General features: G+C 72.7%; 23 protein-coding genes. 8 read left to right on the forward strand and 15 right to left on the reverse strand.

From position 1 onward, the window contains the following. Positions 1–12: 12 nt before the first annotated feature. Together ACVGV0_RS15875 and ACVGV0_RS15880 are read right to left on the reverse strand one after the other, a co-directional pair. Complete coding sequence (locus tag ACVGV0_RS15875) at positions 13–1041, reverse strand: DUF2157 domain-containing protein (protein WP_459156468.1); 1029 nt, start codon at positions 1039–1041, stop codon at positions 13–15. A gap of 120 nt (positions 1042–1161) precedes the next feature. Then, positions 1162–2094 (reverse strand): heme o synthase, encoded by a 933-nt coding sequence (locus ACVGV0_RS15880; protein ID WP_459156469.1) that lies wholly within the window; start codon positions 2092–2094, stop codon positions 1162–1164. A gap of 475 nt (positions 2095–2569) precedes the next feature. Between ACVGV0_RS15880 and tkt the strand changes: the two genes are divergently transcribed. The 7 genes from tkt (at position 2570) to ACVGV0_RS15915 (ending at position 12095) form a co-directional block, all read left to right on the forward strand. Continuing rightward, positions 2570–4666 carry a transketolase gene (gene tkt / locus ACVGV0_RS15885; protein WP_459156470.1) on the forward strand — a complete coding sequence of 699 codons (2097 nt, stop codon included), beginning with the start codon at positions 2570–2572 and terminating at the stop codon, positions 4664–4666. Positions 4667–4679: 13 nt separating this feature from the next. After that, entirely contained in the window at positions 4680–5786 is a 1107-nt protein-coding gene (gene tal / locus ACVGV0_RS15890) for a transaldolase (protein ID WP_459156471.1), read from the forward strand. A gap of 179 nt (positions 5787–5965) precedes the next feature. Further along, positions 5966–7597: a glucose-6-phosphate isomerase gene (locus tag ACVGV0_RS15895; RefSeq protein WP_459156472.1), complete on the forward strand. Its 1632-nt coding sequence runs from the start codon at positions 5966–5968 to the stop codon at positions 7595–7597. Continuing rightward, positions 7594–9138, forward strand: coding sequence for a glucose-6-phosphate dehydrogenase (gene zwf / locus ACVGV0_RS15900; RefSeq protein ID WP_459156473.1), 1545 nt, complete (start codon positions 7594–7596; stop codon positions 9136–9138). Before ACVGV0_RS15895 ends, zwf begins: the two co-directional genes overlap by 4 nt. Further along, the gene (opcA, locus tag ACVGV0_RS15905; protein WP_459156474.1) at positions 9135–10118 is read left to right on the forward strand and encodes a glucose-6-phosphate dehydrogenase assembly protein OpcA; all 984 of its coding nucleotides are present in this window, start codon (positions 9135–9137) and stop codon (positions 10116–10118) included. The genes zwf and opcA overlap by 4 nt, the downstream gene beginning before the upstream one ends. Continuing rightward, entirely contained in the window at positions 10115–10876 is a 762-nt protein-coding gene (pgl, locus tag ACVGV0_RS15910) for a 6-phosphogluconolactonase (RefSeq protein WP_459156475.1), read from the forward strand. The genes opcA and pgl overlap by 4 nt, the downstream gene beginning before the upstream one ends. Before the next feature lie 283 nt (positions 10877–11159). Next, the gene (locus ACVGV0_RS15915) at positions 11160–12095 is read left to right on the forward strand and encodes a nitrilase-related carbon-nitrogen hydrolase (RefSeq protein WP_459156476.1); all 936 of its coding nucleotides are present in this window, start codon (positions 11160–11162) and stop codon (positions 12093–12095) included. 36 nt (positions 12096–12131) lie between these two features. Here ACVGV0_RS15915 and ACVGV0_RS15920 read toward each other — a convergent pair whose 3' ends face one another. The 13 genes from ACVGV0_RS15920 to ACVGV0_RS15980 form a co-directional block, all read right to left on the reverse strand. Further along, positions 12132–12797 (reverse strand): potassium channel family protein, encoded by a 666-nt coding sequence (locus ACVGV0_RS15920; protein ID WP_459156477.1) that lies wholly within the window; start codon positions 12795–12797, stop codon positions 12132–12134. Continuing rightward, positions 12790–14163: a TrkH family potassium uptake protein gene (locus tag ACVGV0_RS15925; protein WP_459156478.1), complete on the reverse strand. Its 1374-nt coding sequence runs from the start codon at positions 14161–14163 to the stop codon at positions 12790–12792. Before ACVGV0_RS15925 ends, ACVGV0_RS15920 begins: the two co-directional genes overlap by 8 nt. A 44-nt stretch (positions 14164–14207) precedes the next feature. After that, positions 14208–14687 (reverse strand): ribonuclease E activity regulator RraA, encoded by a 480-nt coding sequence (gene rraA / locus ACVGV0_RS15930; RefSeq protein ID WP_459156479.1) that lies wholly within the window; start codon positions 14685–14687, stop codon positions 14208–14210. Between the two features lie 260 nt (positions 14688–14947). Continuing rightward, positions 14948–15295: an RNA polymerase-binding protein RbpA gene (locus ACVGV0_RS15935; protein WP_459156480.1), complete on the reverse strand. Its 348-nt coding sequence runs from the start codon at positions 15293–15295 to the stop codon at positions 14948–14950. A 121-nt stretch (positions 15296–15416) separates the two neighbouring features. Further along, positions 15417–15653, reverse strand: coding sequence for a preprotein translocase subunit SecG (secG, locus tag ACVGV0_RS15940; RefSeq protein ID WP_459156481.1), 237 nt, complete (start codon positions 15651–15653; stop codon positions 15417–15419). 241 nt (positions 15654–15894) lie between these two features. Beyond that, a complete protein-coding gene (gene tpiA / locus ACVGV0_RS15945) occupies positions 15895–16680 on the reverse strand; it encodes a triose-phosphate isomerase (protein WP_459156482.1) in 786 nt (261 codons plus the stop codon). After that, positions 16680–17882: a phosphoglycerate kinase gene (locus ACVGV0_RS15950; protein ID WP_459156483.1), complete on the reverse strand. Its 1203-nt coding sequence runs from the start codon at positions 17880–17882 to the stop codon at positions 16680–16682. The genes tpiA and ACVGV0_RS15950 overlap by 1 nt, the downstream gene beginning before the upstream one ends. A 20-nt stretch (positions 17883–17902) precedes the next feature. Further along, positions 17903–18916, reverse strand: coding sequence for a type I glyceraldehyde-3-phosphate dehydrogenase (gene gap, locus ACVGV0_RS15955; protein WP_459156484.1), 1014 nt, complete (start codon positions 18914–18916; stop codon positions 17903–17905). 154 nt (positions 18917–19070) lie between these two features. Further along, entirely contained in the window at positions 19071–20057 is a 987-nt protein-coding gene (whiA, locus tag ACVGV0_RS15960) for a DNA-binding protein WhiA (protein WP_459156485.1), read from the reverse strand. Continuing rightward, complete coding sequence (locus tag ACVGV0_RS15965) at positions 20048–21052, reverse strand: gluconeogenesis factor YvcK family protein (RefSeq protein ID WP_459156486.1); 1005 nt, start codon at positions 21050–21052, stop codon at positions 20048–20050. Before ACVGV0_RS15965 ends, whiA begins: the two co-directional genes overlap by 10 nt. Next, positions 21049–21924: an RNase adapter RapZ gene (gene rapZ / locus ACVGV0_RS15970; protein WP_459156487.1), complete on the reverse strand. Its 876-nt coding sequence runs from the start codon at positions 21922–21924 to the stop codon at positions 21049–21051. The genes ACVGV0_RS15965 and rapZ overlap by 4 nt, the downstream gene beginning before the upstream one ends. Positions 21925–21951: 27 nt before the next feature. Then, the gene (gene uvrC, locus ACVGV0_RS15975) at positions 21952–24051 is read right to left on the reverse strand and encodes an excinuclease ABC subunit UvrC (RefSeq protein ID WP_459156488.1); all 2100 of its coding nucleotides are present in this window, start codon (positions 24049–24051) and stop codon (positions 21952–21954) included. 93 nt (positions 24052–24144) lie between these two features. Next, complete coding sequence (locus ACVGV0_RS15980) at positions 24145–25158, reverse strand: beta/alpha barrel domain-containing protein (protein WP_459156489.1); 1014 nt, start codon at positions 25156–25158, stop codon at positions 24145–24147. Positions 25159–25372: 214 nt separating this feature from the next. Between ACVGV0_RS15980 and ACVGV0_RS15985 the strand changes: the two genes are divergently transcribed. Then, positions 25373–26560, forward strand: a complete 1188-nt coding sequence (locus tag ACVGV0_RS15985) for an MFS transporter (protein WP_459156490.1) — start codon at positions 25373–25375, stop codon at positions 26558–26560. Positions 26561–26576: the final 16 nt, after the last annotated feature.

Genomic DNA, 26576 nt, shown 5'->3' on the forward strand with positions numbered 1-26576 from the left:
GCCCGCGGCGCCTCACCCGGCGCCCCGCGGGCGCGAGGGCTGCGCGCGGGAGCGTTCCCACCGCACCCCGAGCACGGCGCTGACCAGCAGCACCACCCCGGCGATGAGCACGACGACCGGGCCGCCCAGCGCCCCCTCGGTGAGGTCCCACACCGCCTCGGGCACGGCGATCGTCAACCCCACCACACCACCGGCGAGCAGGACCTGGTCGCGGCGGGCGAAGAACCCGGCGAAGCACAGCGCGGCCAGCACCAGCGTCGCGCCGTACCCCCAGGGCTGCGCGACTCCCTGCAACCACTGCGCGCCGAACAGGGCGATGACCAGCCCGGCGCTCAGCGGCAGCGCGCGCTGCGGCAGCGCCCCGACCAGCGCGAGCACCGCCCAGGCGAGCCCGAGCAGCAGCAGCGCCGTGCCCAGCGCACCGCTGCCGCCGCCGTACTCGTCGACGAGGGTGCCGGTCAGCAGGGCGCTGAACAGGCACGTCAGCAGCGCGCCCGGCGCGGCGGGCACGACCAGGTACCCGAGCAGCACCGCGAGGAAGCCGGTGATCGACCAGTCGAGGTTGCCCGTGTGCCCGGAGGGCGCGACGCCGACCGCGCCGGCCAGGGCGACTCCGGCGAAGGCCAGCAGCAGCGAGACGACGCGCTGCCGCGCCCCGGTCAACCGCAGCAGGGCGCGCGGACCGCCGGCGAGGGCGAGCGCGGCGACCAGCAGCACCGCGGTGACCGCGCCGAGCACGGAGACCTGACCGGCGCGGCTCAGCTCGCCCCAGGTCAGGGCGAGCACGGACACGGCAGCGCCCAGCACGAGGGTGCCGCCCACGTAGGCCAGGACCTCGAAGAGCACGCTCCGCCGGGAACGCCCCCACCGCAGCGCGCCGTCGCCACCGCCCCCCTCCTGCGAGCCTTCCCCGGAACCGGGCGGCGGCTCCGGGTCCTCCAGCGCGGCGAGCACCGCCTCGACCTGGCCGCGGCGGAGCACTCCCCGCTCGACCAGGCGGTGGACCGCGGCGCGCTGCTGCTCGGTGATCCGGGGTGCCATCACGACCACCTCATGCCGTTCAGCCTAGGTCATGACCGGCGCGGCGGGGATCTCCCCGCGGATCGGGACACCTGCCCGGCGGAACCGCACCGGGGCCGGGTTCGGCCGGGACCGCTCGGGCTACGCGGGCCAGCCGAGCACGGCCAGGCCCAGCGCGGAGTCCGCGGACAGCGCCACCGAGACGAGCATGAGGTAGGTGTTGGACATGTGGAACAGCCGCATCGGCCTGGTCCTCGCACCGCGCTTGGTCCGCGCGTGCAGCCGGTGGGCCATGCCGACGAACCACGCCCCGGCGAGCGCGGCGCACACCGCGTACAGCCAGCCGGCCACCGGCACGAGCAGCAGCGACCACACGACCATGAGCCAGCTGAACACGAGGATGCGGCGGGAGACCTCGGCGGCCTCGGCGAGGACCGGCAGCATCGGCACCCCGGCCCGGACGTAGTCCTCCCGGTACTTCATCGCCAGCGCCCAGGTGTGCGGCGGCGTCCAGAAGAACACGATGCCGAACATGACCAGCGCGGGCCACTCGACCCGGCCGGTGACCGCCGCCCAGCCGATGACGGCGGGCATGCAGCCGGCTGCGCCGCCCCAGACGATGTTCTGCGTGGTGCGCCGCTTGAGCAGCAGGGTGTAGACGAAGACGTAGAACAGGATCGTGGCCACGGCCAGCGCGCCGGCCAGCAGGTTCGTGGTCGCCCACAGCCAGGCGAAGGAGCCGGCGCCGAGCGCGAGGCCGAAGACGAGGGCGTGCCGGTTGGACACGGTGTGCCGCACGAGCGGACGCGCCCGGGTCCGCTTCATCACCTGGTCGATGTCCGCGTCGGCGACGCAGTTGAGCGCGTTCGCGCTGCCCGCGGCCATGCCGCCGCCGAGCAGCGTCGCCAACACCAACCAGGGGTCGGGGATGCCGCGCTCGGCCAGCAGCATCGCCGGGATCGTGGTGACCAGCAGCAGCTCGATCACGTACGGCTTGATCAACCCGGCGTAGGCCCTGAGCAGCTCGGCGGGGCGCCGGGCGTGCCGGACGGGGGTTCCGAGCGTGCTGGTCACGACGCGCTCACCAACGGCTGGCTCCTTGCTCCTCGGCTACCGGCGCTTCCGCACGTGTTTCGCACGAAAGCTCCGGCCTCCCCGAATAGTAGGCGCGCTACACGCCCGTCCGTGCCCGGGGGATGGCCCGGGCGATCAACCCGGCGCCCACGCGCTGTGACCGCACGGGCGTACGCTGGGCGGCGGTCCCGCGCACACGGGGGACCGCCGCGCGGCCACGACCCCGATCCCGGCGATCCGAGTGCGGCCCGCCGGGTGTCGAGCCCGGTCGGGCCGACCGCAAGCGCCTCTGGAACGATCCCGGCGAACGGTCTGCTACGCGCGCGTGTGTCCGCACCGCCGTGCGCGGACGACGTCAATGCCGACTGGTGGCGCGTGCCGGTACCGGCACGATTAAGCTGCCCGTCGGACGAGGGACAACCGCGGTGGGTACAGGTACGCCCACCGCGCCGAGGGAACTACTGGAGCTGCGTCCGTGTCCGTCACCGATGATCTTGAACGCCTGACCACGAAGCGACTTCCCGAGGATTGGACCGAGCTGGACCAGCGCGCCGTCGACACGGTGCGGGTGCTGGCCGCCGAGGCCGTGGAGAACCGCGGCAACGGCCACCCGGGAACCGCGATGAGCCTGGCTCCCGCCGCCTACGCGCTGTTCCAGCGCGTCATGCGGCACGATCCCGGCGATCCCGACTGGATCGGGCGCGACCGCTTCGTGCTGTCCGCCGGGCACTCGAGCCTCACGCTGTACTTGCAGCTGTTCCTGTCCGGTTACGGGCTGGAACTGGACGACATCAAGGCCCTGCGCGCCTGGGGGTCGAAGACCCCGGGGCATCCGGAGTACGGCCACACCGCCGGCGTGGAGACCACGACCGGCCCGCTCGGCCAGGGACTGGCCACCGCGGTGGGCATGGCCATGGCCGCGCGCCGCGAGCGGGGTCTGTTCGACCCGGAGGCGGCGACCGGCGAGAGCGTGTTCGACCACCAGGTGTACGTGCTCGCCTCGGACGGCGACATCGAGGAGGGCATCACCTCCGAGGCCTCCTCGCTGGCCGGTACGCAGCAGCTCGGCAACCTCGCGGTGATCTACGACGCCAACGAGATCTCGATCGAGCACAACACCGACATCGCCCTGAGCGAGGACACCGCCAAGCGCTACGAGGCCTACGGCTGGCACGTGGTGACGGTGCACGGCGGTGAGGACGTGCAGGGCCTGCTCGAGGCGCTCGAGGCGGCCAAGGCCGAGACCGACCGGCCGAGCCTGATCGTGCTGCGCACCGTCATCGGCTACCCCGCGCCGAACAAGATCAACACCGGTGACGCGCACGGCGCCGCGCTCGGCGCCGAGGAGGTCGCCGAGGTCAAGAAGGCGCTGGGCTTCGACCCGGAGCAGTCCTTCCAGGTCTCCGAGGAGGTGCTGGCCCACGCCCGCCGGGTCGCCGAGCGCGGCGAGGCCGCCCACGCCGCGTGGCAGCAGCGGTTCGACGCCTGGGCCGCGGCCAACCCGGAGCGCCACGCGCTGCTCGAGCGGCTGCGCGAGCGCGAGCTGCCCGCCGGCTGGCAGGAGAAGCTGCCGACCTTCGAGCCGGACGCCAAGGGCGTGGCCACCCGGAAGGCCTCCGGTGAGGTGCTCTCGGCGCTGGCCGACGTGCTGCCGGAGCTGTGGGGCGGTTCGGCCGACCTCGCCGGCAGCAACAACACGACGATGAAGGGCGTGGACTCCTTCGGACCCGAGTCCATCTCCACGCCGCAGTTCACCGCCCGCCCCTACGGCCGCACGCTGCACTTCGGCATCCGCGAGCACGCGATGGGCGCGGTGCTCAACGGCATCGCCCTGCACGGCGGAACCCGCCCCTACGGCGGCACGTTCCTGGTGTTCAGCGACTACATGCGCCCCGCGGTGCGGCTCGCCGCGCTGATGCGCGCGCCCGTGGTCTACGTCTGGACGCACGACTCCATCGGCCTCGGCGAGGACGGCCCGACGCACCAGCCGATCGAGCACCTCGCCTCGCTGCGCGGGATCCCGGGGTTGTCGGTCGTCCGCCCGGCCGACGCCAACGAGACCGTCGCCGCGTGGCGGACCGTGCTGGAGAACCCGACCGGCCCGGCCGGTCTGGCGCTGACCCGGCAGGGCGTGCCGACGCTGGAGGGCACCGACTCCGCGGGCGTGGCCCGCGGCGGCTACGTGTTGGCCGACGCCGACGACGGGAACCCCGAGGTGGTGATCGTTGCCACCGGTTCCGAGGTGCACCTCGCGGTCGAGGCGCGGAAGAATCTCGAGGCCGAGGGCGTTTCCACCCGTGTGGTGTCCATGCCGTGCGTGGAGTGGTTCGACGCGCAGGACGCCGCGTACCGCGAGAAGGTGCTGCCGTCCGCGGTCCGCGCCCGCGTCTCCGTCGAGGCCGGCATCGCCCAGCCGTGGGAGCGGTTCGTGGGCGACGCCGGCGAGGCGGTCTCCCTCGAGCACTTCGGCGCTTCGGCGGACTACAAGACGCTGTACGCCGAGTTCGGCATCACCAGCGACGCCGTCGTCGACGCCGCCCGGCGCAGCCTGAGCAACGCACGCAACGCGTGAGCGGAGGAACACAGTGACGAGCAACGCGAACCTCACGGCGCTGAGCGAAGCCGGGGTGTCGATCTGGCTGGACGACCTGTCCCGCCAGCGCATCGACTCCGGCAACCTCGCCGAGCTGATCAGCGACTACGCGGTCGTGGGTGTCACCAGCAACCCCACGATCTTCGCCAAGGCGATGTCGAACGCGGCCGACTACGACGACAAGATCCGCGAGCTGGCCGCCCGCGGTGCCGGCGTGGACGACGCGGTGCGTGAGCTGACCACCGCCGACGTCCGGGACGCGGCCGACGTGTTCCGGCAGACCCACGAGGCCACCGGCGGCGTGGACGGCAAGGTCTCGCTCGAGGTGGACCCGCGCCTGGCCCACGACACCGAGCGCACCGTCTCCGAGGCCCTGGACCTGTGGAAGGCCGTCGACCGGCCGAACCTCATGGTCAAGATCCCCGCGACGGAGGCAGGCCTGCCGGCGATCACCCGCACGCTGGCCGAGGGCGTGAGCGTCAACGTGACGCTGATCTTCTCGGTCGAGCGCTACAAGGCGGTCATGGACGCGTTCATGGCCGGCCTGGAGCGGGCCGAGGCCAACGGGCACGACCTGAGCACGATCTTCTCGGTGGCGTCGTTCTTCGTCTCCCGCGTGGACACCGAGGTCGACAAGCGCCTGGCCCAGGTCGACGGCGGCGACGACCTCGCGGGGCGGGCGGCCATCGCCAACGCGCAGCTGGCCTACGCCGCCTACCAGGAGCGCTTCTCCACCGAGCGGTGGCAGGCGCTGGCCTCCGCGGGTGCGCACGAGCAGCGTCCGCTGTGGGCCTCCACCGGCGTGAAGGACCCGGCGATGTCCGACACCCGCTACGTCGACGGGCTGGTCGCGCCGAACACGGTCAACACCATGCCGGAGGACACCCTCCACGCCACCGCCGACCACGCCGACGTGCGCGGTGACACCGTCACCGGCACCGCCGAGCGCGCCCAGCAGGTCTTCGACCGCCTCAGCGAGCTGGGCATCGACCTCGACGACGTGTACGCGGTGCTGGAGCGCGAGGGCGTGGAGAAGTTCGAGAAGTCCTGGAACGAACTACTCGACACCGTGGCCGACCAGCTGCGGCGAGCCGGCTGAGCCGCTCGCCTCGTCCCCGAGGACCTGTTCCGCAACGCCGCGCACCCGCTCGCGACGGGGAGTCAGGGACAGGCTCCGATCCCGGGCCGGCGCGGCGCGTGCTGCCTGCCGCGCCGGCCCGGATGGGCGACACTGTGGTCGCTTCCCGCCACATCACCGATCGTGCAAAAGGAACAACATTGGCAACCGATCTTTCCGTCGACATTCCCGATGTGACGCTGGCGGCCGAAGCTCGACCGCTGGTCGAGCGGCTCGCCGCCGAGGAGGTTGCCGGCAAGCTCGCGGCAGGCGACCCCACCCTGTGGGGCCCTGCCGCTGAGAGCGAGGCATCCGTCCGGCTCTCCTGGACGACGCTGCACGAGAGCTCCCGCCCGCTGCTGGCCGAGATCGACGCGCTGCGCGCCGAACTGCACGCCGAGGGCCTGGACCGCATCGTGCTGGCCGGCATGGGTGGCTCCTCGCTGGCACCCGAGGTCATCACCGCGACGGCGAACGTGCCGCTGACCGTGCTGGACACGACCGACCCGGGCCAGGTGGACGATGCGCTGCAGGGCGACCTGGACCGCACCGTCCTCGTGGTCTCGTCGAAGTCCGGCACCACCGTGGAGACCGACAGCCACCGCCGGATCTTCGAGAAGGCTTTCTCCGACAACGGAATCGATCCTGTGAGCCGGATCATCGTCGTCACCGACCCCGGCTCCCCCATGGAGTCGGCCGCGCACGAGGCCGGCTACCGCAAGGTGTTCACCGCCGACCCGAACGTCGGCGGCCGCTACTCGGCGCTGACCGCCTTCGGACTGGTCCCGGCCGGACTCGCCGGCGCGGACATCGCCACGCTGCTGGACGACGCCGCCGCCGCGTTCGACCGGCTGCGCGCCGACAGCACCGACAACCCCGCCCTGTGGCTGGCCGGAGCGCTGGGGGCCGCGCACGCCGGCGGCGCCGAGAAGCTCGTGTTCGCCGACACCGGCTCGGGCATCGCCGGCTTCGGCGACTGGGTGGAGCAGCTCATCGCCGAGTCCACCGGCAAGAACGGCACCGGGCTGCTGCCCGTCGTCGTGGAGAACCCGGAAGCCCCCGGCTTCGGCGACGCCGGCTCCGACGCCACCCCGGTCGCCGTGGGGCCCGCCGCCTCCGGCGCGGCCGTGTCGTCCACCGGCCCGCTCGGCGGCATGTTCCTGCTGTGGGAGTTCGCCACCGCGCTGGCGGGCAGGCTGCTCGGCATCAACCCGTTCGACCAGCCCGACGTGGAGGCGGCCAAGAAGGCCGCCCGCGCGCTGCTCGACGGGCCGACCGGAGGCCCCGCGGCCACGCCGGCCCTGGTGGACGGGTCCATCGAGGTCCACCCCTCCGGCGACTGGCTCAGCGCCGGCACCGGGTCGGTGGCCGATGCGCTGCGCGTGTTCCTGAGCAACGCGACGAGCACCGGCTACGTGGCGGTCCAGGCCTACCTCGACCGGTTGGACGACGCCTCGGCGTCCGTGCTGCGCTCCGAGATCGCCCGCCGCACCGGTCTGCAGACGACCTTCGGCTGGGGCCCGCGATTCCTGCACTCCACCGGCCAGTACCACAAGGGCGGGCACCAGAACGGCGTGTTCCTGCAGCTGACCGGGTCCACCGAGCAGGACCTCGAGGTGACCGACCGCCCGTACACGCTGGGCGGTCTGCAGCGCGCCCAGGCGCTCGGTGACGGCCAGGTCCTGGCCGACCGCGGCCGCCCCGTGCTGCGGCTGCACCTGACCGACCGCGCTGCGGGGCTCGTCGAGCTCATGCAAGCCATCCAGCAACTCCCCCGAGGGGGTGCGGCGTGACTGCCTCCACCGACAACACCCGACAGGTCAACCCCCTGCGCGACCCCCGCGACAAGCGGCTGCCGCGCATCGCGGGCCCGTGCGGGTTGACGATCTTCGGCGTCACCGGGGACCTCTCCCGCAAGAAGCTGATGCCGGCGATCTACGACCTCGCCAACCGGGGCCTGCTGCCGCCCGGCTTCGCGCTGACCGGCTTCGCCCGGCGCGACTGGGAGAACCAGGACTTCGAGGAGATCGTCCGGGAAGCCGTCAAGGAGCACGCGCGGACCCCGTTCAGCCAGACCGTGTGGGACCGGCTGGCCGAGGGCATCCGCTTCGTCTCCGGCTCCTTCGACGACCCCGACGCGTTCGACCAGCTGGCGAACACCGTCAAGGAGCTCGACGCCGAGCGGGGCACCGGCGGCAACCACGCGTTCTACCTGTCGGTGCCGCCGAAGGCCTTCCCCACGGTGCTCACCCAGCTGTCCCGCTCGGGCCTGACGCAGCAGTCGGACGACAGCTGGCGGCGCGTGGTCGTGGAGAAGCCCTTCGGCCACGACCTGGAGAGCGCCCAGGAGCTCAACCGCATCGTCAACGAGGTCTTCCCCGAGGAGTCGGTGTTCCGCATCGACCACTACCTCGGCAAGGAGACGGTGCAGAACATCCTGGCGCTGCGGTTCGCCAACCAGATGTTCGAGCCGCTGTGGAACTCGCACTACGTCGACCACGTGCAGATCACCATGGCCGAGGACATCGGCCTCGGCGGCCGCGCCGGCTACTACGACGGCATCGGCGCCGCCCGCGACGTGATCCAGAACCACCTGCTGCAGCTGCTGGCGCTGACGGCGATGGAGGAGCCGGTCTCGTTCTCCCCGCAGGACCTGCGGGCGGAGAAGAGCAAGGTGCTGTCGGCGACGAAACCTGTCGGACCGTTCGACCAGACCACCGCCCGCGGCCAGTACACCGGCGGCTGGCAGGGCGGCTCGCTCGTCCCCGGCCTGCACGAGGAGGGCGGCTTCGCCGCGGACTCCACCACGGAGACCTTCGCCGCGCTCACCCTGGAAGTGGAGAGCCGCCGCTGGGCCGGAGTGCCGTTCTACCTGCGCACCGGCAAGCGGCTGGGCCGGCGGGTCACCGAGATCGCCGTGGTGTTCAAGCGCGCCCCGCACCTGCCGTTCGACAGCACGATGACCGAGGAGCTCGGGCAGAACGCCCTGGTCATCCGGGTGCAGCCGGACGAGGGCGTGACCATGCGCTTCGGCGCGAAGGTGCCCGGCAGCTCCATGGAGGTCCGGGACGTGACCATGGACTTCGGCTACGGTCACGCCTTCACCGAGTCCTCCCCGGAGGCCTACGAGCGCCTCATCCTCGACGTGCTGCTCGGCGAGCCCTCGCTGTTCCCCGTCAACGAGGAAGTCGAGCTGTCCTGGCAGATCCTCGACCAGGTGCTGGAGCACTGGGCCGAGCGGGGGAAGCCCGAGCAGTACAAGGCGGGCACGTGGGGCCCGCCGTCGGCGGACAAGATGCTGGCCCGCAGTGGACGCTCCTGGAGGCGACCGTGATCATCGACCTGCCGTCGACCACCACGTCGCAGGTGAACAACAAACTCGTCGAGCTGCGCGAGACCGGTGGTGCGGTCGCGCTGGGCCGGGTGCTCACCCTGGTCATCGTCACCGGGGACGGCACCGAGGTGGAGCAGTCCATCCAGGACGCCAACGACGCCAGCCGCGAGCACCCCTGCCGGGTGATCGTGGTGGCGCGCGGGGCCCGGCAAGCCGCGCCGCGGCTGGACGCCCAGATCCGCATCGGCGGTGACGCCGGGGCCTCCGAGGTGCTCGTGCTGCGGCTGTACGGCCCGTTGGCGGACGAGGGAGCGGGTTGCGTGGTGCCGCTGCTGCTCTCCGACACCCCGGTGGTGGCCTGGTGGCCCTCCGACGCGCCGGAGCACCCGGCCAAGGACCCGATCGGGGCGCTGGCGCACCGGCGGATCACCGACGCGGCCGCCGAGGTCGACCCCATCCAGACGCTGCGGCAGCGGGTGAAGTCCTACTCCGCTGGCGACACGGACCTGGCCTGGACCCGGTTGACCTCGTGGCGCGCGCTGCTGACCGCCGCGCTGGACCTGCCGCCCCACGAGGACATCACCGCGGCAGCGGTCACCGGTGCCGCGGACTCGCCGTCCACGGACCTGCTGGCCGCGTGGCTGGCCAGCAACCTGAACATCACGGTGCGGCGCCAGGAGCACGAGCGCGGCCCCGGCATCGTCGCGGCCGTGCTGGAACGCCCCTCCGGCAACATCGAGATCATCCGCCCGGACGGCCAGACAGGCACGCTCACCCAGCCCGGCCAGCCGGAGCGGCGGGTGGCGCTGCAGCGCCGGCACGTGCGCGACTGCCTCAGCGAGGAGCTGCGCCGCCTCGACCGCGACGAGATCTACGAGGAGACGCTGGGCTGGCTCGACCGCGTCGACCGGCAGAGCCCGGAGGAGGCGCGGTCCTCCGAGCAGGAGCAGGCCGCGGCGGGAACGGAGGCCGGAGCATGAGCACCGTCCTCGTCCACGACAACGGTGATCTGCTCGCCGCGGCGGCCGCGGCGCGGCTGATCACGAAGCTGGCCGACGCCCAGGCCGAGCGCGGCGCCGCCTCGGTGGTGCTCACCGGCGGCCGCACCGGCAACGCCGTGCTGGAGCACGTCCGCACGTCCCCGGCCCGGGACGCGGTGGACTGGTCGCGCGTCGACGTCTACTGGGGCGACGAGCGCTACGTCCCCGCGGACGACGAGGAGCGCAACGAACGGCAGGCCCGGCAGGTGCTGCTGGACCACCTGCGGCTCGACCCGCGCCGCGTGCACTGCCTGCCGCCCGCGGACGGCGCGTTCGGCGAGGACGTGGAAGCGGCCGCGGAGCACTACGCCGAGGTCCTGGCCCAGCACGCGCCGGATGGTGCGCACCCGCGGGTGCCGCGGTTCGACGTGTGCATGCTCGGCGTCGGCGAGGAGGGCCACACGGCCTCGCTGTTCCCCGACACCCCGCACGTGCGGGAGTCGGTGCGCACCGTCGTCGGCGTGCGGGACTGCCCGAAACCGCCGCCGGCGCGGATCTCGCTGACGCTGCCGGCGATCAACGCCGCCACCGAGGTGTGGTTGATGACGACCGGTTCCGGCAAGGCCCAGGCCGTGGCCGCCGCGCTGGACGGGGCCACTCCGCCGGCGGACATCCCGGCCGCGGGCGCGCGGGGCCGCCAGCGGACGCTGTGCCTGCTGGACGAAGCCGCCGCGGCCGAGCTGCCGGCGGGCGGCTGACCGACCGCGCGGGGACCGGCGGCCGCGTGCTCGGCCAGCCGCTCCGAGGGCTCTCCGGGGCACCGGCCTCGCGTGCTGAACGGGGCGTGCCCGCGCGGTGCTGCCGCGCGGGCACGCCCCGTTCTCGTGCCGCGCTGACGTGCTCCCCGCCCTCCGCGGCGGAGTCCTGCGGTGTTGGCGATGCTCCCCGTTCGCGCCGGACCCGTTCGCGCCGAGGCGTGGTGCCGGGCGCGTTGCTGTGCGACCGTTCCCCCGGCGATCAGACGCACCCCAGGAGGCGGATGTGAACGAGCGAACGGTCGATGCGGCGGTCGTGCAGGCGGCACCGGTGGCCTTCGACCCCGGTGCGACCCTGGACAAGGCCGAGGGGTTGCTGCAGCGCGCCACCGCCGGCGGAGCCGAGCTCGTGGTGTTCCCGGAAGCCTTCGTGTCCGCCTACCCGCGCGGCCTCACGTTCGGCGCCAGCGTCGGTGAGCGCACTCCCGAGGGGCGCCGCTGGTACCGGCGCTACTGGGAGTCCAGCGTGGACGTGCCCGGCCCGACCTGCGAGCGGCTGGGCGAGCTCGCTCGGACGCACAGCGTGCACCTGGTCATCGGCGTGATCGAGCGGGACGGGGGCACGCTCTACTGCACCGCGCTGATGTTCGCCCCCTCCGGCGAACTGCTCGGCAAGCACCGCAAGCTCATGCCCACCGCGGCCGAACGGCTCGTGTGGGGCTTCGGGGACGGCTCGACGATGCCGGTGGTGCAGACCCCGCTCGGCCGCCTCGGCACGGTGATCTGCTGGGAGAACTACATGCCGCTGCTGCGGATGCACATGTACTCCGAGGGCGTGCAGCTGTACTGCGCGCCGACCGCCGACGCCCGGGAGACCTGGGTCGCCGGCATGCGGCACGTGGCTGCCGAGGGACGGTGCTTCGTGCTGTCGGCCAACCAGTTCGCCCGCCGCGGCGACTACCCGGCGGACTACCCGCTGCAGGGGTCCTCCGAAGAAGTCCTGTGCCGCGGCAACTCGGTCATCGTCTCGCCGCTCGGGGAGGTCCTCGCCGGACCGTCCCTCGACGAGGAGGCGGTGCTGCACGCACGGCTCGACCTCGGGCAGATCGCGGAGGGCAAGTACGACTTCGACGTCGCGGGCCACTACGCCCGCCCCGACGTCTTCCAGCTCGACGTCGACACCTCCGCGCGCCGCCCCGTGCGCACCGAGCGGGACGGGTAGCGCGGGGGACGGCGGGGGAACACCCCGGGGGTCTTGCTAGGTGATGTCGGAGAAGTGCTCCACGGCCCGCGTGTTGCCGGCGACGATGAGCACATCGCCCTCCTGCACCACGGTCGCGGCCGTCGCGTAGGTGAACTCGCGCCCCCGCGTCTTGATCCCCACCACGGTGACGCCGTACTTGTGCCGCAGCTGGGTCTCGCCGAGCGAGCGCCCCACCGCCTCCACCGGCGCCAGGGTCTTCGCCAGCGCGTAGTCGTGCTCGATCTCGATGTAGTCGAGCATCCGGCCGGTGACCAGGTGCGCCACGCGTTCGCCCATGTCGTGCTCGGGCAGGACCACGTAGTGCACGCCGACCCGCTCCAGGATCCGGCCGTGCTGGCGGCTCGTCGCCTTGGCCCAGATGTTCGGGATGCCGAAGTCGACCAGCAGCGAGGTCGTGAGGATGCTGGCCTCCAAGCTGGTGCCGATGGCCACGACGGCGCGCCGGAACTGGTGCACGCCGAGCTGGCGCAGGCTCTCCCGGTCCGTGGTGTCGGCGACGGCCGTGTGCGTGAACGAGTCGGCGTGCCGCTGGACCACGGTGGGGCGGCTGTCGATGCCCATGACCTCGGCCCCGCCCTGGATGAGTTCGGAGGCCAGCGAGCTGCCGAACCGGCCCAGGCCGATGACGACGATCTGGTTCTCCGTGCCTCGTCTAGCCAACGATGGGTCGCTCCTCGGGTCGTTCGTAGCGGCGCGTGCGCTCCCGCAGGGCCAGCGCCGACGCCAGCGTGATCGGACCGAGCCGCCCGATGAACATCAGCACCACCAGCAGGACCTGCCCCGCCGAGGGCAGCTCCCCGGTGATCCCCGTGGACAGCCCCACGGTGGCGAACGCTGAGATCGACTCGAACAGCACCCGGTCCAGCCGGAACGGAGTGATGGCGAGCAGGACGATCGTGGACACCACGACAGCGGCCACGCCGATGAGCACGATGGTCAGTGCCTGCCGCTGCACCCCTTCGGGAATCCTACGCCCCATCACGTGCACGCTGGGCTCCCCGCGGATCTCGGCGAAGATGACGAACGCCAGCAGCGCGAACGTGGTGACCTTGATGCCGCCGGCGGTGCCCGCGCTGCCGCCGCCGATGAACATGAGCACGTCCTGCACGAGCAGGGTCACCGCGTGCATGTCCTCCACCGGCACCGTGCTCAACCCGGCCGTGCGGGGCATGACGCCGGCGAAGGTCGCCGCCAGCAGCTTCTCCGGCCAGGACAGCGGTCCGAGCGTCGACTCGTTGGTCCACTCCCCGGCCATGACGGCGATGATGCCGACGGCGAAGAGCACGCCCGTGGCCAGCAGGGTGATCTTGGTGTGCAGGCTCCACTGCCGGGGCGTGCTGCACCGGTGGAACAGCTCCAGCCACACCGGGAAGCCGAGCCCGCCGGCGATGACGGCGAAGATCACCGGCAAGCACACCCACGCATCGCCGACGAAGCCGGACAGGCTGTCGGAGTACAGGGCGAACCCGGCGTGGTTGAACGCCGAGACGGCGTGGAAGATCCCCTCGTACAGCGCGCTCGGCAGGTCCCGCCCATAGGTCGCGTGCAGGCGGGTGACCAGGAACACCGCCGTGATCGTCTCGATCGTCACCGCGAGCACGAGGATGCGCCACACCACCCCGCGCACCTCGCCGAGACCCAGCGTCTTGGTCTCGGTCTGCGCGCTCAGCCGCATCCGCAGGCCGAAGCGGCGGAACACCGCCACGCTCAGCAGCGAGGCCAGCGTCATGATGCCCACGCCGCCGATCTGGAACAGCACGAGCAGGACGACCTCTCCGGCGGTGGACCAGTAGCCCGGCGTGTCCACCACGATCAGGCCGGTGATGCACACGGCCGAGGTGGCGGTGAACAGCGCGGTGACGAAGTCGACCTCGCCCGTCTCGGTCATCATCGGGAGCATGAGCACTCCCGTGCCGATGGCGATCATCAGGGCGAATCCGAGTACGACGAGGACCGGCGGCCGCCGCAGCAGTGCCGCCGCCCCCGAGCGTTGCGCCGTGACCTGAGGCGTGTTCGGTGACGCCATGCCTCCGGAAAGCACCCGCGCAGCGTACTCCCGCCCCGCGGTGATCAGAACGCGAGGTCGGCCGTGACCACCACGCCGTCGCGGTCGCAGACGACGTGCTCGCCCGGGACGAAGCGCACCCCGCCGAGCTCGACCGGGACGTCGCGCTCCCCCTCGCCGGTCTTGGAGCTCTTGCGGGGGTTCGTGCCGAGGGCCTTCACGCCGAACTGCATGTCGGCGAGCACGGCGGCGTCGCGCACCGCGCCGTTGATGAGCACCCCGCTCCAGCCCTGCGCGCGACCGGACTCGGCGATGAGATCACCCATCAGCGCGGTGTGCAGCGATCCGGCACCGTCGATGACGAGCACCGCACCCTCACCCGGTTCGGCGAGGATCTTCTTGACCAGGCCGTTGTCCTGGTAGCAGCGGACCGTGCGGATCGTCCCGGAGAAGTGCACGACGCCGCCGCAGTCGCGGAACTGCACATCGCAGCTGCGGACCGATTCGCCGTCGCGGTCCGCGAGGTCCGTCGTGGCAGGGATCATGGCTCTCACCTCCGCGTGCGAGGCGCCCGACCGGGTGCCGGAGCGCTGTTCGAGGCGGCGAGCCTAACCCGGTGGGCGCAGCGCTGACCTCCGGCCTAGACGTAGGCCACACCGTCCGCGACCACGCGGCCGCGCCCCGCGCTCACCGGAGGAGCAGCCGGGCCCGGCCGCGCACCGCTCCTCGCCCGGACTCCCGGGGAACGTCGCCACCCCGGGAGGTGCGGTCGGGGTGCCGGGGCGTTCGGGGCTCGCCGCGGGGGTCACGCCTCGCCGCGGCGGGCGCGCAGCCGGTTCAGCGCCTCGCCCAGCAGGGCCTCGCCGTCCGCGTCGGTGCGGCGTTCCTGCACGTAGGCGAGGTGGCTCTTGTACGGCTCGGTGCGCCGGCCCTCCGGCGGATCCGCGCGGTCGCGGCCCGCGGGCTGGCCGCAGCGCGAGCACTCCCACTCCGCCGGCGGCGCGACGTCCGCGGCGAAGGACGGGCGGACCCGGTGCCCGTTGGCGCACCAGTAGTCCACGCGCTGCCGCGGCGCGGACTCACCGCGCTCCGCCTCGCTCACGTTCGGCCCGGAACCGACCCGCACCCCGCGAATGGCCTCGCCGCCAGTCATCTCTGTTCACCCCACCGTGTGACTTGCGAACGCGTGCTCGGAGCGGTCGGTCTCCGCTGCGCACCGGCGCCGCCGCAGCCGCCGTGCGGACCGCCCCGATCGCGGTTCGCGAGCGCTCGTCCTAGCCGCCCATCTTGATCAGCAGGCCGGTCCCGATGATGCAGATCACCCACAACGCGATGACGAACAGCGTGAAGCGGTCGAGGTTCTTCTCCGCCACGCTGGAACCGGCCAGGTTGGATTGCATACCGCCGCCGAACAGCGAGGACAGTCCGCCGCCCTTGGCCTTGTGCAACAGCACCAGCAACACGAGCAGCACGCTCAGCGCGAGCAGCGCGATCTGCAGAATAAGAGTCATCTCGTCCTCGTTCGTACAGCGGTTCGCAACACAGCGTACCGGGGAGCCCACCGCAGGTGATCACCCGGTCGCTCGCGGACGACCCCACGCGCGGTGCGGTACGGCGCCAGGGTAACGAGGCACCACCCGCGCCGGTGCGCACGGGCACCCGCCGAGAGCGCGGGCGCCGGCGCGAGCGGACCCGCGACCGGCGCCCCGCCAACGTCCTCGCGGCGCCCCCGGGAGGTCCACCGCAGTGCGGTCACGGCAGCGGGCCGCCCGCGGCCATCGCGCTCATCTTGGCGAACTCGTCGCCGTTGAGGCTCGCGCCCCCGACGAGCGCGCCGTCGATGTCCTGCTGGCCGAGCAGCTCGCCGATGTTGCTCGACTTCACCGAGCCGCCGTAGAGGATGCGGACCTCCTCGGCCACCTCCGGGCCGTACTTGTCGGTCAGCGCCCGCCGCAGCGCACCGCAGACCTCCTGGGCGTCCTCGGAGGTGGCGACCTTGCCGGTACCGATGGCCCACACCGGCTCGTAGGCGATCACGCTCCCGCGCACCTGCTCGGCCCGGAGGCCCTTGAGCCCCTCGATGAGCTGGCCGGTGCAGTGGGCGACGTGCTCGCCGGACTCGCGCACGTCCAGCGCCTCGCCGACGCACGTGATCGGCGTGATCCCGTTCTTCAACGCCGCCCGCACCTTGCGGTTGACGACCTCGTCGGTCTCGGCGTGCTGCTCGCGGCGCTCGGAGTGGCCGACCACGACGTAGCTGCAGCCCAGCTTGGCCAGCATGCTCCCGGAGACCTCACCGGTGTAGGCACCGGAGTCGTGCTGGGAGACGTCCTGCGCGCCGTACTTGACCAGCAGCTTGTCGCCGTCGACGAGCGTCTGCACGCTGCGGATGTCGGTGAACGGCGGCAGCACGGCCACCTCGACCTTGGAGAAGTACTTCTCCGGCAGGGCGAAGGCGAGCTTCTGCACCAGGGCGATGGCCTCGAGGTGGTTGAGGTTCATCTTCCAGTTGCCCGCGATCAGCGGCAGCCGGCTCATCACTCACCGCCTTCCAGCACCGCCACGCCGGGCAGCGTCTTGCCTTCCAGGAACTCCAGGGAAGCTCCGCCTCCGGTGGAGATGTGCGAGAAGCCGTCCTCGGGCAGGCCGAGCTGGCGCACCGCCGCCGCCGAGTCGCCGCCGCCGACGACGCTGAACGCCGAGGAGTCCACGACGGACTGCGCGATGGCGCGGGTGCCCTCGGCGAAGGCGGCGAACTCGAACACGCCCGCGGGCCCGTTCCAGAACACGGTTCGGGCACCGCCGATGACCTCGGCGAAGCGCTGGCGGCTGTCCGGGCCGATGTCCAGGCCCATCCAGTCGGCCGGGATCTCGTCCACGGCCACGGTCCGCGTGGCCGCGTCGGCGGCGAACCGGTCGGCGACGACGACGTCGACCGGCAGCATGAGCTTGTCGCCGTGCTCGCGCAGCAGCTCGCGGGTGCTGTCCAGCTGCTCCTGCTGCACCAGCGACTGGCCGACCTCGTAGCCCTGCGCGGCCAGGAACGTGTAGGCCATGCCGCCGGTGATGAGCAGCTCGTCCACCTTGGGCAGCAGCGCCTGGATCACGCCGAGCTTGTCGGAGACCTTCGAACCGCCGAGCACGACCGCGTACGGCCGCTGCGGATCACCGGTCAGCGTGCGCAGCACGTCCACTTCGGACAGAACGAGACCGCCGCCGTAGGCGGGCAGCAGCTTGGCCACGTCGTAGACGGAGGCCTGCTTGCGGTGCACCACGCCGAAACCGTCGGAGACGAAGGCCGCCTCGGAACCGACCAGCGCCGCCAGCTCGTCGGCCAGCGCGGCCCGCTCGGCGTCGTCCTCGCTGGTCTCCCGCGGGTCGAAACGCACGTTCTCCAGCAGCACGACGCCGCCGTCGGCCAGCGCCCGCACCCGGTCCTGCGCGGACTCGCCGACGACATCGCCGGCCAGGTCCACGGTGGTGTCCAGCAGCTCACCCAGGCGCCGGGCCACCGGGCGCAGCGAGAACTGCGGGTCCGGCTCGCCCTTGGGCCGCCCCAGGTGGGCGGTGACGACCGTGCGCGCGCCGGCCTGCTGCAGCTTCCGCAGCGTCGGCAGCACCGCCTGCACCCGGCCGTCGTCGGTGATCGTCTCGCCGTCCAGCGGGACGTTGAGGTCGGCGCGCACGAGCACGCGCCGACCCGCAACACCCGCGGACAGCAGATCGTCCAGGTTCTTCACGATCCGCTCCGGGTTCCGACTCAGGAGATCTTCTTGCCGACCAGCGCGGTGATGTCCACCAGGCGGTTGGAGTAGCCCCACTCGTTGTCGTACCAACCGACGATCTTGACCTGGTTGCCGATGACCTTGGTCAGCGGCGCGTCGTAGATCGTGGAGTGCGGGTCGGTGACGATGTCGGTGGAGACGATCGGGTCCTCGCTGTAGCGCAGCACGCCCTGCAGCCTGCCGGCGGCAGCGGCCTCGCGGAACGCCTCGTTCACGTCCTCCTCGGTGACGCCGCTGGCCGAGATCGTGGCGGTCAGGTCGGTGACCGAACCGGTCGGCACCGGCACGCGCATCGCGTAGCCGTCGAGCTTGCCGTTGAGCTCCGGCAGGACCAGGCCGATGGCCTTGGCCGCACCGGTGGAGGTCGGCACCACGTTGACCGCGGCGGCACGCGCGCGGCGCAGGTCCTTGTGCGGGCCGTCCTGGAGGTTCTGGTCGGCGGTGTAGGCGTGCACCGTGGTCATCAGGCCCTGCTCGATGCCGAAGGAGTCGTTGAGCACCTTGGCCATCGGCGCCAGGCAGTTGGTGGTGCACGAGGCGTTGGACAGGACGGTCTGCGAACCGTCGTACTGGTCGTCGTTGACGCCCAGCACCACGGTGAGGTCCTCGCCCTTGGCCGGAGCCGAGATCAGGACCTTGCGCGCGCCGCCCTCGTCGACGTGCTTGCGCGCCTGCTCGGCCTGGGTGAACAGACCGGTCGACTCGACGACCACGTCCACGCCCAGGTCCCCCCACGGCAGCTTGCCCGGGTCCTTCTCCGCGAGGATCTTGATGAGCTTGCCGCCCACCTCGATGCCCTCGTCGGTGACCTTGACCTCCTCGTCGAGGCGCCCGAGGACGCTGTCGTACTTCAGCAGGTGCGCCATGGTCGCGACGTCGCCGAGGTCGTTGGCGGCCACGACTTCGATGTCCTGGTTGCTGGCGAGCGCGGCGCGCCAGAAGTTCCGACCGATGCGACCGAAGCCGTTGATCCCTACGCGAGTGGTCACGCTGATCTCTCCTCGTGACTGACCCAGCCGCCGCGGCGGTGGGTGAGGTTGCTGGTCTCGGTTCCACCCTATCTGTCCCCCGGGTGGGCGCACCCGGCGGTGCGCGCAGCGCCGACCGGCCTCCCGCCGCACGTCAGCGCCCCACCTGGGCGGGTCAGACCTCGGCCTCGAGCATCTCCTGGGTCACCGCGGACTCGGTGTCGGGCAGGCCGAGCTCGCGGGCGCGCTTGTCCGCCATGGCCAGCAGCCGCCGGATCCGCCCGGCGACGGCGTCCTTGGTCATCGGCGGATCGGCGAGCTGGCCCAGTTCCTCGAGGGAGGCCTGCCGGTTCGACAGCCGCAGCCGGCCCGCCACCAGCAGGTGCTCCGGGGCGGTGCCGCCGAGCAGCTCCATCGCGCGCTCCACCCGGGCGGCCGCGGCCACGGCCGCCCGCGCGGACCGGCGGAGGTTGGCGTCGTCGAAGTTGGCCAGGCGGTTGGCCGTGGCCCGCACCTCGCGGCGCATCCGCCGCTCCTCCCAGGCGAGCACGCTGGTGTGCGCCCCGATCCGGGTGAGCAGCGCGCCGATGGTGTCCCCGTCGCGGACGACGACGCGGTCGGCGCCGCGCACCTCCCGCGACTTGGCCTGCACGCCGAGCCGCCGGGCCGCGCCGACGAGCGCCAGGGCCGCTTCCGGCCCGGGGCAGGTCACCTCGAGCGAGGAGGACCGCCCCGGCTCGGTCAGCGAGCCGTGCGCGAGGAACGCACCCCGCCAGGCGGCCTCGGCGTCGCACTCGCCGCCGGAGACGACGTGGGCCGGCAGTCCGCGGACCGGTCGACCGCGCGGATCGAGCAGGCCGGTCTGCCGCGCGAGGCTCTCCCCCCCGGAGACGACGCGCACCACGTACCGGGTGCCCTTGCGCAGGCCGCCCGAGGTGATCACGTGCACGTCGGAGTGCTGCCCGAACAGGTCGTGGATCTCCTTGCGCAGCCGACGCGCCGTGGATCCGCTGTCCAGCTCGGCCTCGACGACGACCCGTCCGGCAACGATGTGCAGACCGCCGGAAAAGCGCAGCAGGGAGGACACCTCAGCCCGCCGGCAGCACGTCTTGGTCACCGACAACCGACTCAATTCGTCTTTGACCGCTGCGGTCATCGCCACCGGTCCATCCTCCTTTCCAGCGCGGTTCGCAGGCTCGCCGCCAACGCCTCCGGGTCGTGCCGCCCTCGGGCGGCCCCGGAAGCGATGGTGCACAGCACAGTCTGCGCACCGAGATCATCCGCCGCAGCGCGGAGGCGTCCCGGAGTCGGCACGGAGGCGGCGTCGGCCAACACCGCGTCGACCCGCAGCTGCGGCGCGTGCTGCGAGAGTACGTCGAGGTGCTGCTCGGGCGAGAAACCCGCCGTTTCACCTGGTTGAGGGACAAGATTGAGGACGACGAACCGCTGCGCCTCCGTGGCCACGAGAGCCTCCCGCAGCTCCGGGACCAGCACGTGCGGCAGCACGCTGGTGAACCACGAGCCGGGCCCGAGGACCACGAGATCGGCCTCCCGCACGGCCTGCACGGCCTCCGGGCAACCCCGCGGGTCCTCCTCCCCCGCGGCGAACAATCGCACCTGTTTCACACGACCGGGTGTACTCGCGATGGCGACCTGACCCCGGATGGACCGCACCGCGTCCGGATCGGAGTCGAGCCCGACCACGTCCGCCTGCATGTCCAGCGGACTCCGCGACATCGGCAGCACCCGCCCCGCGGTGCCGAGCAGGGCGCAGGCGTGGTCGAGCACCCGCACCGGGTCGCCCAGCACGTCCAGCAGCCCGGCCAGCACGAGATTGCCGACCGCGTGCCCGGCCAGTGCGCCGTTGCCGCCGAAGCGGTGCTCGAACAGCTGCGACCACAGCCGCTCCGCGTCCTCCGCACCGGACAGCGCGGCGAGCGCCTTGCGCAGATCACCCGGCGGGAGCATGCCCAGCTCCTGGCGCAGCCGCCCCGAGGAGCCGCCGTCATCGGCCACGGTGACCACCGCGGTCACGTTCGGCGTGATCCTCCGCAGCGCGGACAGCGTGGCCTGCAGGCCGTGCCCGCCGCCCAGCGCCACCACGCGGGGCGCCGCGGCGTCCCCGGTTCGCGCGTGCGCATCCTCCCCCGCGTTCACTCGCGCCCCAAATCCCGGTGCACGGTCTTGACCACGCTCCCGTCCTCGCCGAGGCGGCGGGCCAGCTCCTCCGCCAGGACCACGCTGCGGTGCTTGCCACCGGTGCAGCCCATGGCCAGGGTGAGGTAGCGCTTGCCCTCGCGGTGGTACCCGGCGCCGACCAGCTGCAGCAGCTCCCGGTAGCGGGTGAGGAACTCGTCAGCTCCCTCCTGCCCCAGCACGTAGTTGCTGACCTCCTCGTCGAGCCCGTTGTGCTCGCGCAGCTCCGGGATCCAGAACGGGTTCGGCAGGAACCGGCAGTCCATCACCAGATCGGCGTCCATCGGCAGCCCGTACTTGTAGCCGAACGACAGCACCGTCACCCGCGTGCTCGTGTGCGCCTCGCTGCCGAAGGCGTCCTCGATCTTCGACCGCAGCTGGTGCACCGACAGCCCCGTCGTGTCCAGCATCAGATCGGCCTCGGCGCGCAGCTTCGACAGCAGCGACCGCTCCGCGGCGATCCCGTCGGCCAGCCGGCCCTCCCCCTGCAGCGGATGCCCCCGCCGCACCTGCTCGAACCGGCGGATCAGCTCCGCGTCGGTGGCCTCGAGGAAGACCACGCGCGGCTTGTAGCCCCGCGCGTCCAGGTCCTTGATCACCGAGCCGAGGTCCTCGGTGAACGCCCGGCTGCGCACGTCCATGACCACGGCGACCCGCGTGATCGCCCCGCTCGACCGCGCCCCCAGTTCCACCATCGTCGAGATCAGCTCGGGTGGCAGGTTGTCCACCACGAACCAGCCCAGATCCTCCAGGCACTTGGCCGCGGTGCTGCGGCCGGCGCCGGACAGGCCGCTGACCAGCGCGACCTCGATGCCCGACTGCTCCTCGCTCACGTCCTCCCCCTTCGGTGTTCGCCGAGATCAACCCGTGCCACCATTCTGCTCCCCCGCGAGCGCGGCGCGCACGGTTTCCGCGGTGCGCCGCCCGATGCCGGGCACCTGCGCGATGTCGTCCACGCCGGCCTGCCGCAGCTTGCGCACCGAGCCGAAGTGCTTGAGCAGGGCGGCGCGCCGCGTCTGGCCCAGCCCCGGGATCGAGTCCAGCTCGGAGGCCGTCATCCGCTTGCTGCGCTTGGAGCGGTGGTAGCTGATCGCGAACCGGTGCGCCTCGTCCCGCACGCGCTGCAGCAGGTACAGCGCCTCGCTCGTGCGCGGCAGGACCACCGGGTCCGGCTCGGCCGGCAGCCAGATCTCCTCGAGCCGCTTGGCCAGGCCGACGACCGCCACGTCGGTCACCCCGAGCTCGGCCAGCGCGTCGGCCGCGGCGTTGGCCTGCGGTGCACCGCCGTCGACCACGAGCAGGTTCGGCGGGTAGGAGAACTTGCGCGGTTTCCCGGTCTCCGGGTCGATGCCCGGGGCCGTCCCCGCCTCGTCCGCGGTGGCCTCCGCACCGGACTCCTGGCCGCCGGCGGTCTCCGCGTCCGCTGCGGCCCCGGCGTCCGCTGCGGCCCCGACGTCCGCTGCGGCCCCGGTCCCCGTTCCGACCTCGGCGGCTTCGCTGGTGGCGTCGGGCTGCACGCCCTCCGGCGTGCCGCCGGTCTCGGCGAGGTAGCGGGCGAACCGGCGCCGCACCACCTCGGCGATCGAGGCGACGTCACCGCCCTCGGCTCCCTCGCGGACGGAGAACCGCCGGTACTCGGACTTGCGCGGCACGCCGTCCTCGAACACGACCAGCGAGGCGACCACGTCGCTGCCCTGCACGTGGCTGACGTCGACGCACTCGATCCGCAGCGGCGCGCTGTCCAGGGCGAGCGCCTCCTGCAGCTCCTGCAGCGCGGCCGAGCGCGCGGTGAGGTCACCGGCGCGGCGCAGCTTGTGCTGCTGGAAGGCCTCCTGGGCGTTGCGCTGGACCGTCTCCAGCAGGGTGCGCTTGTCACCGCGCTGCGGCACGCTCACCGCGACCTTGCTGCCCCGCAACTCGCCGAGCCAGGAGGAGATCGTCTCCACGTCCTCCGGCAGCTGGGGCACGAGGATCCGCTTGGGCACGGGGCTGCCGCCGGCGTCGGCCTGGTCGGCCAGCGCGGCCTGCTCCCCGTAGAACTGGGTGAGGAACTGCGCGGTCAGCCCCGCCAGGTCGGTGTCCTCGACCTTGTCGATGACCCAGCCGCGCTGCCCGCGCACCCGGCCGCCGCGCACGTGGAACACCTGCACCGCCGCGGCCAGCTCGTCCTCGGCGAAGGCGGCCACGTCGGCGTCGGTGCCGTCGCCGAGCACCACCGCCTGCTTCTCCATGGCGCGGCGCAGCGCCTCCAGGTCGTCGCGCAGCCGCGCGGCCCGCTCGAACTCCAGCTGCTCGGAGGCCTCCTGCATGGTGCGTTCCAGGCGGCGCATGAGCTGGTCGGTGCGCCCGGCGAGGAAGTCGCAGAAGTCGTCGACGATCGCGCGGTGGTCCGCGGCGTCGACCCGGCCCACGCACGGCGCGGAGCACTTGCCGATGTAGCCGAGCAGGCAGGGCCGGCCCATCTGCGCGTGCCGCCGGAACACGTTGTCCGAGCAGGTGCGCGCGGGGAACACGCGCAGCAGCGTGTCCAGCGTTTCCCGGATCGCCCACGCGTGCGCGTACGGGCCGAAGTAGCGCACGCCCTTCTTCCGCGGCCCCCGGTAGACGTGCAGCCGCGGGTACTCCTGGTGCAGCGTCACCGCCAGCACCGGGTAGGACTTGTCGTCGCGGTAGCGGACGTTGAACTTCGGGTCGTACTCCTTGATCCAGGAGTACTCCAGTTGCAGCGCCTCGACCTCGGTGTTGACGACCGTCCACCGCACGCCGGTGGCCGTGGTGACCATCCGCTGGGTCCGCGGGTGCAGCCGCGACAGGTCGGCGAAGTAGTTCGACAGCCTGCTGCGCAGGCTCTTCGCCTTGCCGACGTAGATGACCTGCCCGGACTCGTCGTGGAACCGGTACACACCGGGCTGGTCCGGGATGGTTCCGGGGGCGGGGCGGTAGGTGGACGGATCGGCCACGGCCCCAGCTTACGTGGTTCCCTCCCCCGTGTTCGAACCCTGCACCCCGCGGGGCGTGCGGCCCGACCGCGGTTGACGGGGCAGGCCGCTCGCTCAGCCGCGCTGCGGCGGTTCGCAGCGCTCCACCCGGTTGAGCAGCCGGCGGATCCGCGCGCCGTGCACCGGCGAGAGGGCGTAGCCCGGGTAGCTGGCGAACCAGCTGGCGCTGCCGAGGCTGACCGCGTCGGCGCCCGCCCAGAAGTACTCGCGGCAGTCGTCGAACGTGCGCACCCCCCCGGTGCCGATGATCGGCAGCCGCACGCCGGCGTCGCGCAGCTCGCGCACCACGCGCAGGCCGATCGGCTTGATCGCCCGCCCGGAGACCCCACCGAAGCCGTTGGCCAGCAGCGGCGCGCCCGTCCCCGGGTCCAGCCGCAGCCCCTTGACCGTGTTGATCGCCGTCAGCGCGGAGACCCCGTAATCGGCGGCCAGGCGCGCGTGGCCGAGGTAGTCGTAGTCCGGGGAGAGCTTGAGGATCACCGGGTGTGCGCTGCGCGGAACCGCTTCGGCCAGCACCGACTCGATGATCGCGTTGAAGTCGAAGTTGACGTTGTGGCAGGAGACGTTGAACTCCACCGCCGCGATGTCCCCGGCGGGCACGGCAGCGTTGATCCGGTCGACGAGGGTGACGAACTCCTCGGCGGAGAACCCGCCCACCGAGATGATCGTGTTCTGGCCGCGGGTGCGCGGGTAGTAGTCCCGCAGGTAGCTGTCGATGCCGACGTTGCACCAGCCGAAGGCGTTGAGCCAGCCGCCGTCGACCTGCCGCAGCGCGCGGCCGTAGCGCTTGAGCAGCGAGGGCAGCTCGCGCAGCGGCCACTGGTCGCGCGTGGTGAAGTGGCCCTCGCGGGGCTCGACGGTGAGGGTGCGGGTGGTGACCGCGCCGAAGCGCTCCAGCGGCACGAACTGGGAGATCGGGCTCATCCCGTAGGCCATGACGCGGGCGTTGGAGACCCCGTAGCCGAGCAGGCTGGAGGCGGTGACCAGGCGGTTGCGCAGCTGGATGTCACCGAGGCGCACCCCGGGACCCGCCGGTTCGGCCGTCGCGCGTTCCGCGGTTGCGCTCACGATCCCCTCCCACACGGACTGACTGCCGCCTGACCTGCCACCGCCATTGTCCCCCATCCGGGCGCGGCGGTGCGCACCGGTGCGCGGGCCGCGCGGTACCCGGCCCGCCGGACGTGGCGGTGCACCGACTGATGCGCCCCGCTCTTCCGCCGCCACGCGGGCGCCCGGCAGGATGCGGGACCGCGATCCACTCCGCCGTCCGGGAAGGAACCACGTGGTCGAGCCGACGACGACCGCCCCGAGCCGCACCGAACGCCGCGCCCGCTGGGCGGTCACCGGCTACTTCGTGGTCACCGGGGTGGCACTGGCCACTTGGACCTCGCGCATCCCGGCCATCGCCGGCGACCTCGCGCTCGACGAGGCGGGGGTGACGGTCGCGCTGTTCGCGCTCGCCGCCGGCTCGGTGGTGGCGATGCAGGGCGTCGGCCGCCTGGCCGACCGGTTCGGCAGCGCCCGCGTGCTCGGCCCCGCCGGGGTCCTGCTCGCCGGGAGCGTGCTGCTGCCCGGGATCGCGCCGAACCTGCCCGCGCTGGTCGGGGCGGTGGCCCTGTTCGGCATCGGGCACGGCACCGTCGACGTGGCGATGAACAGCCACGCGCTGCGGGTGCAGCACCGCTACGGGCGACCGATCCTGACCACGTTCCACGCCCTGTTCAGCATCGGCGGGTTGCTGGGCGCCGGGTTCGGGGCGCTGGCCGCGCGGTCCGGGGTGCCGGTGGCCCCGCACTTCCTCACCGCCGCCGCGGTGCTGGCGGCGGTGGTGCTGCTGTCCCGGCGGTTCCTGCTGCCCTCGGAGGACGGCCCGGCCGCGGAGGCACCGGGGGCGGAGCCGGCGCCGGCCCGCGCGCGGGTCCCGGCGATCATCGTGCTGCTCGGCGCGCTCGGCTTCTGCTGCACGCTCGGCGAGGGCGCCATGGCCGACTGGTCGCCGCTCTACCTCACCGAGGTGGTGCACGCGGGTCCGGCCGTGGCCGCCACCGGGTACGCGGTGTTCTCCGCGGCCATGGCGGTGTTCCGGTTCCTCGGCGACGGGCTGGTGCAGCGCTTCGGTGCGGTGGCGCTGGTGCGCGCCTGCGGGCTCGTCGCCGGTTGCGGACTGGCGATGACGCTGCTCGTGCGCGACCCGTGGGTGGCGCTGGCCGGGTTCGCCCTGTTCGGCGCGGGCCTGTCGTGCATCGTTCCGCAGGTGTTCAACGCCGCGGGCAACCGCGACCGGCAGCGCAGCGGACGCGACCTCGCCCAGGTCGCCACCTTCGGCTACGCCGGGCTGCTCGCCGGACCCGTGGTGATCGGCCTGGTGGCGCAGGCGTTCGGGCTCACCGCGGGCCTGGCGGTGCCCGCGGCGCTGGCCGTGCTCATCGCCCTGGCGGCCGATGCCATCCGCCCGCCGCGCCCGGCGTGAGCGCACCCCCGACCGC

The organism is Salinifilum ghardaiensis (genome assembly GCF_054491345.1).

What these genes read in the sequence shown, in the direction of transcription:
- rraA (WP_459156479.1), bottom strand. Translation starts at nt 14,687, where the DNA reads ATGATCCCTGCCACGACGGACCTCGCGGACCGCGACGGCGAATCGGTC.
- tpiA (WP_459156482.1), bottom strand. Translation starts at nt 16,680, where the DNA reads ATGAGCCGGCTGCCGCTGATCGCGGGCAACTGGAAGATGAACCTCAAC.
- ACVGV0_RS15935 (WP_459156480.1), bottom strand. Translation starts at nt 15,295, where the DNA reads ATGACTGGCGGCGAGGCCATTCGCGGGGTGCGGGTCGGTTCCGGGCCG.
- secG (WP_459156481.1), bottom strand. Translation starts at nt 15,653, where the DNA reads ATGACTCTTATTCTGCAGATCGCGCTGCTCGCGCTGAGCGTGCTGCTC.
- ACVGV0_RS15875 (WP_459156468.1), bottom strand. Translation starts at nt 1,041, where the DNA reads ATGGCACCCCGGATCACCGAGCAGCAGCGCGCCGCGGTCCACCGCCTG.
- pgl (WP_459156475.1), top strand. Translation starts at nt 10,115, where the DNA reads ATGAGCACCGTCCTCGTCCACGACAACGGTGATCTGCTCGCCGCGGCG.
- ACVGV0_RS15925 (WP_459156478.1), bottom strand. Translation starts at nt 14,163, where the DNA reads ATGGCGTCACCGAACACGCCTCAGGTCACGGCGCAACGCTCGGGGGCG.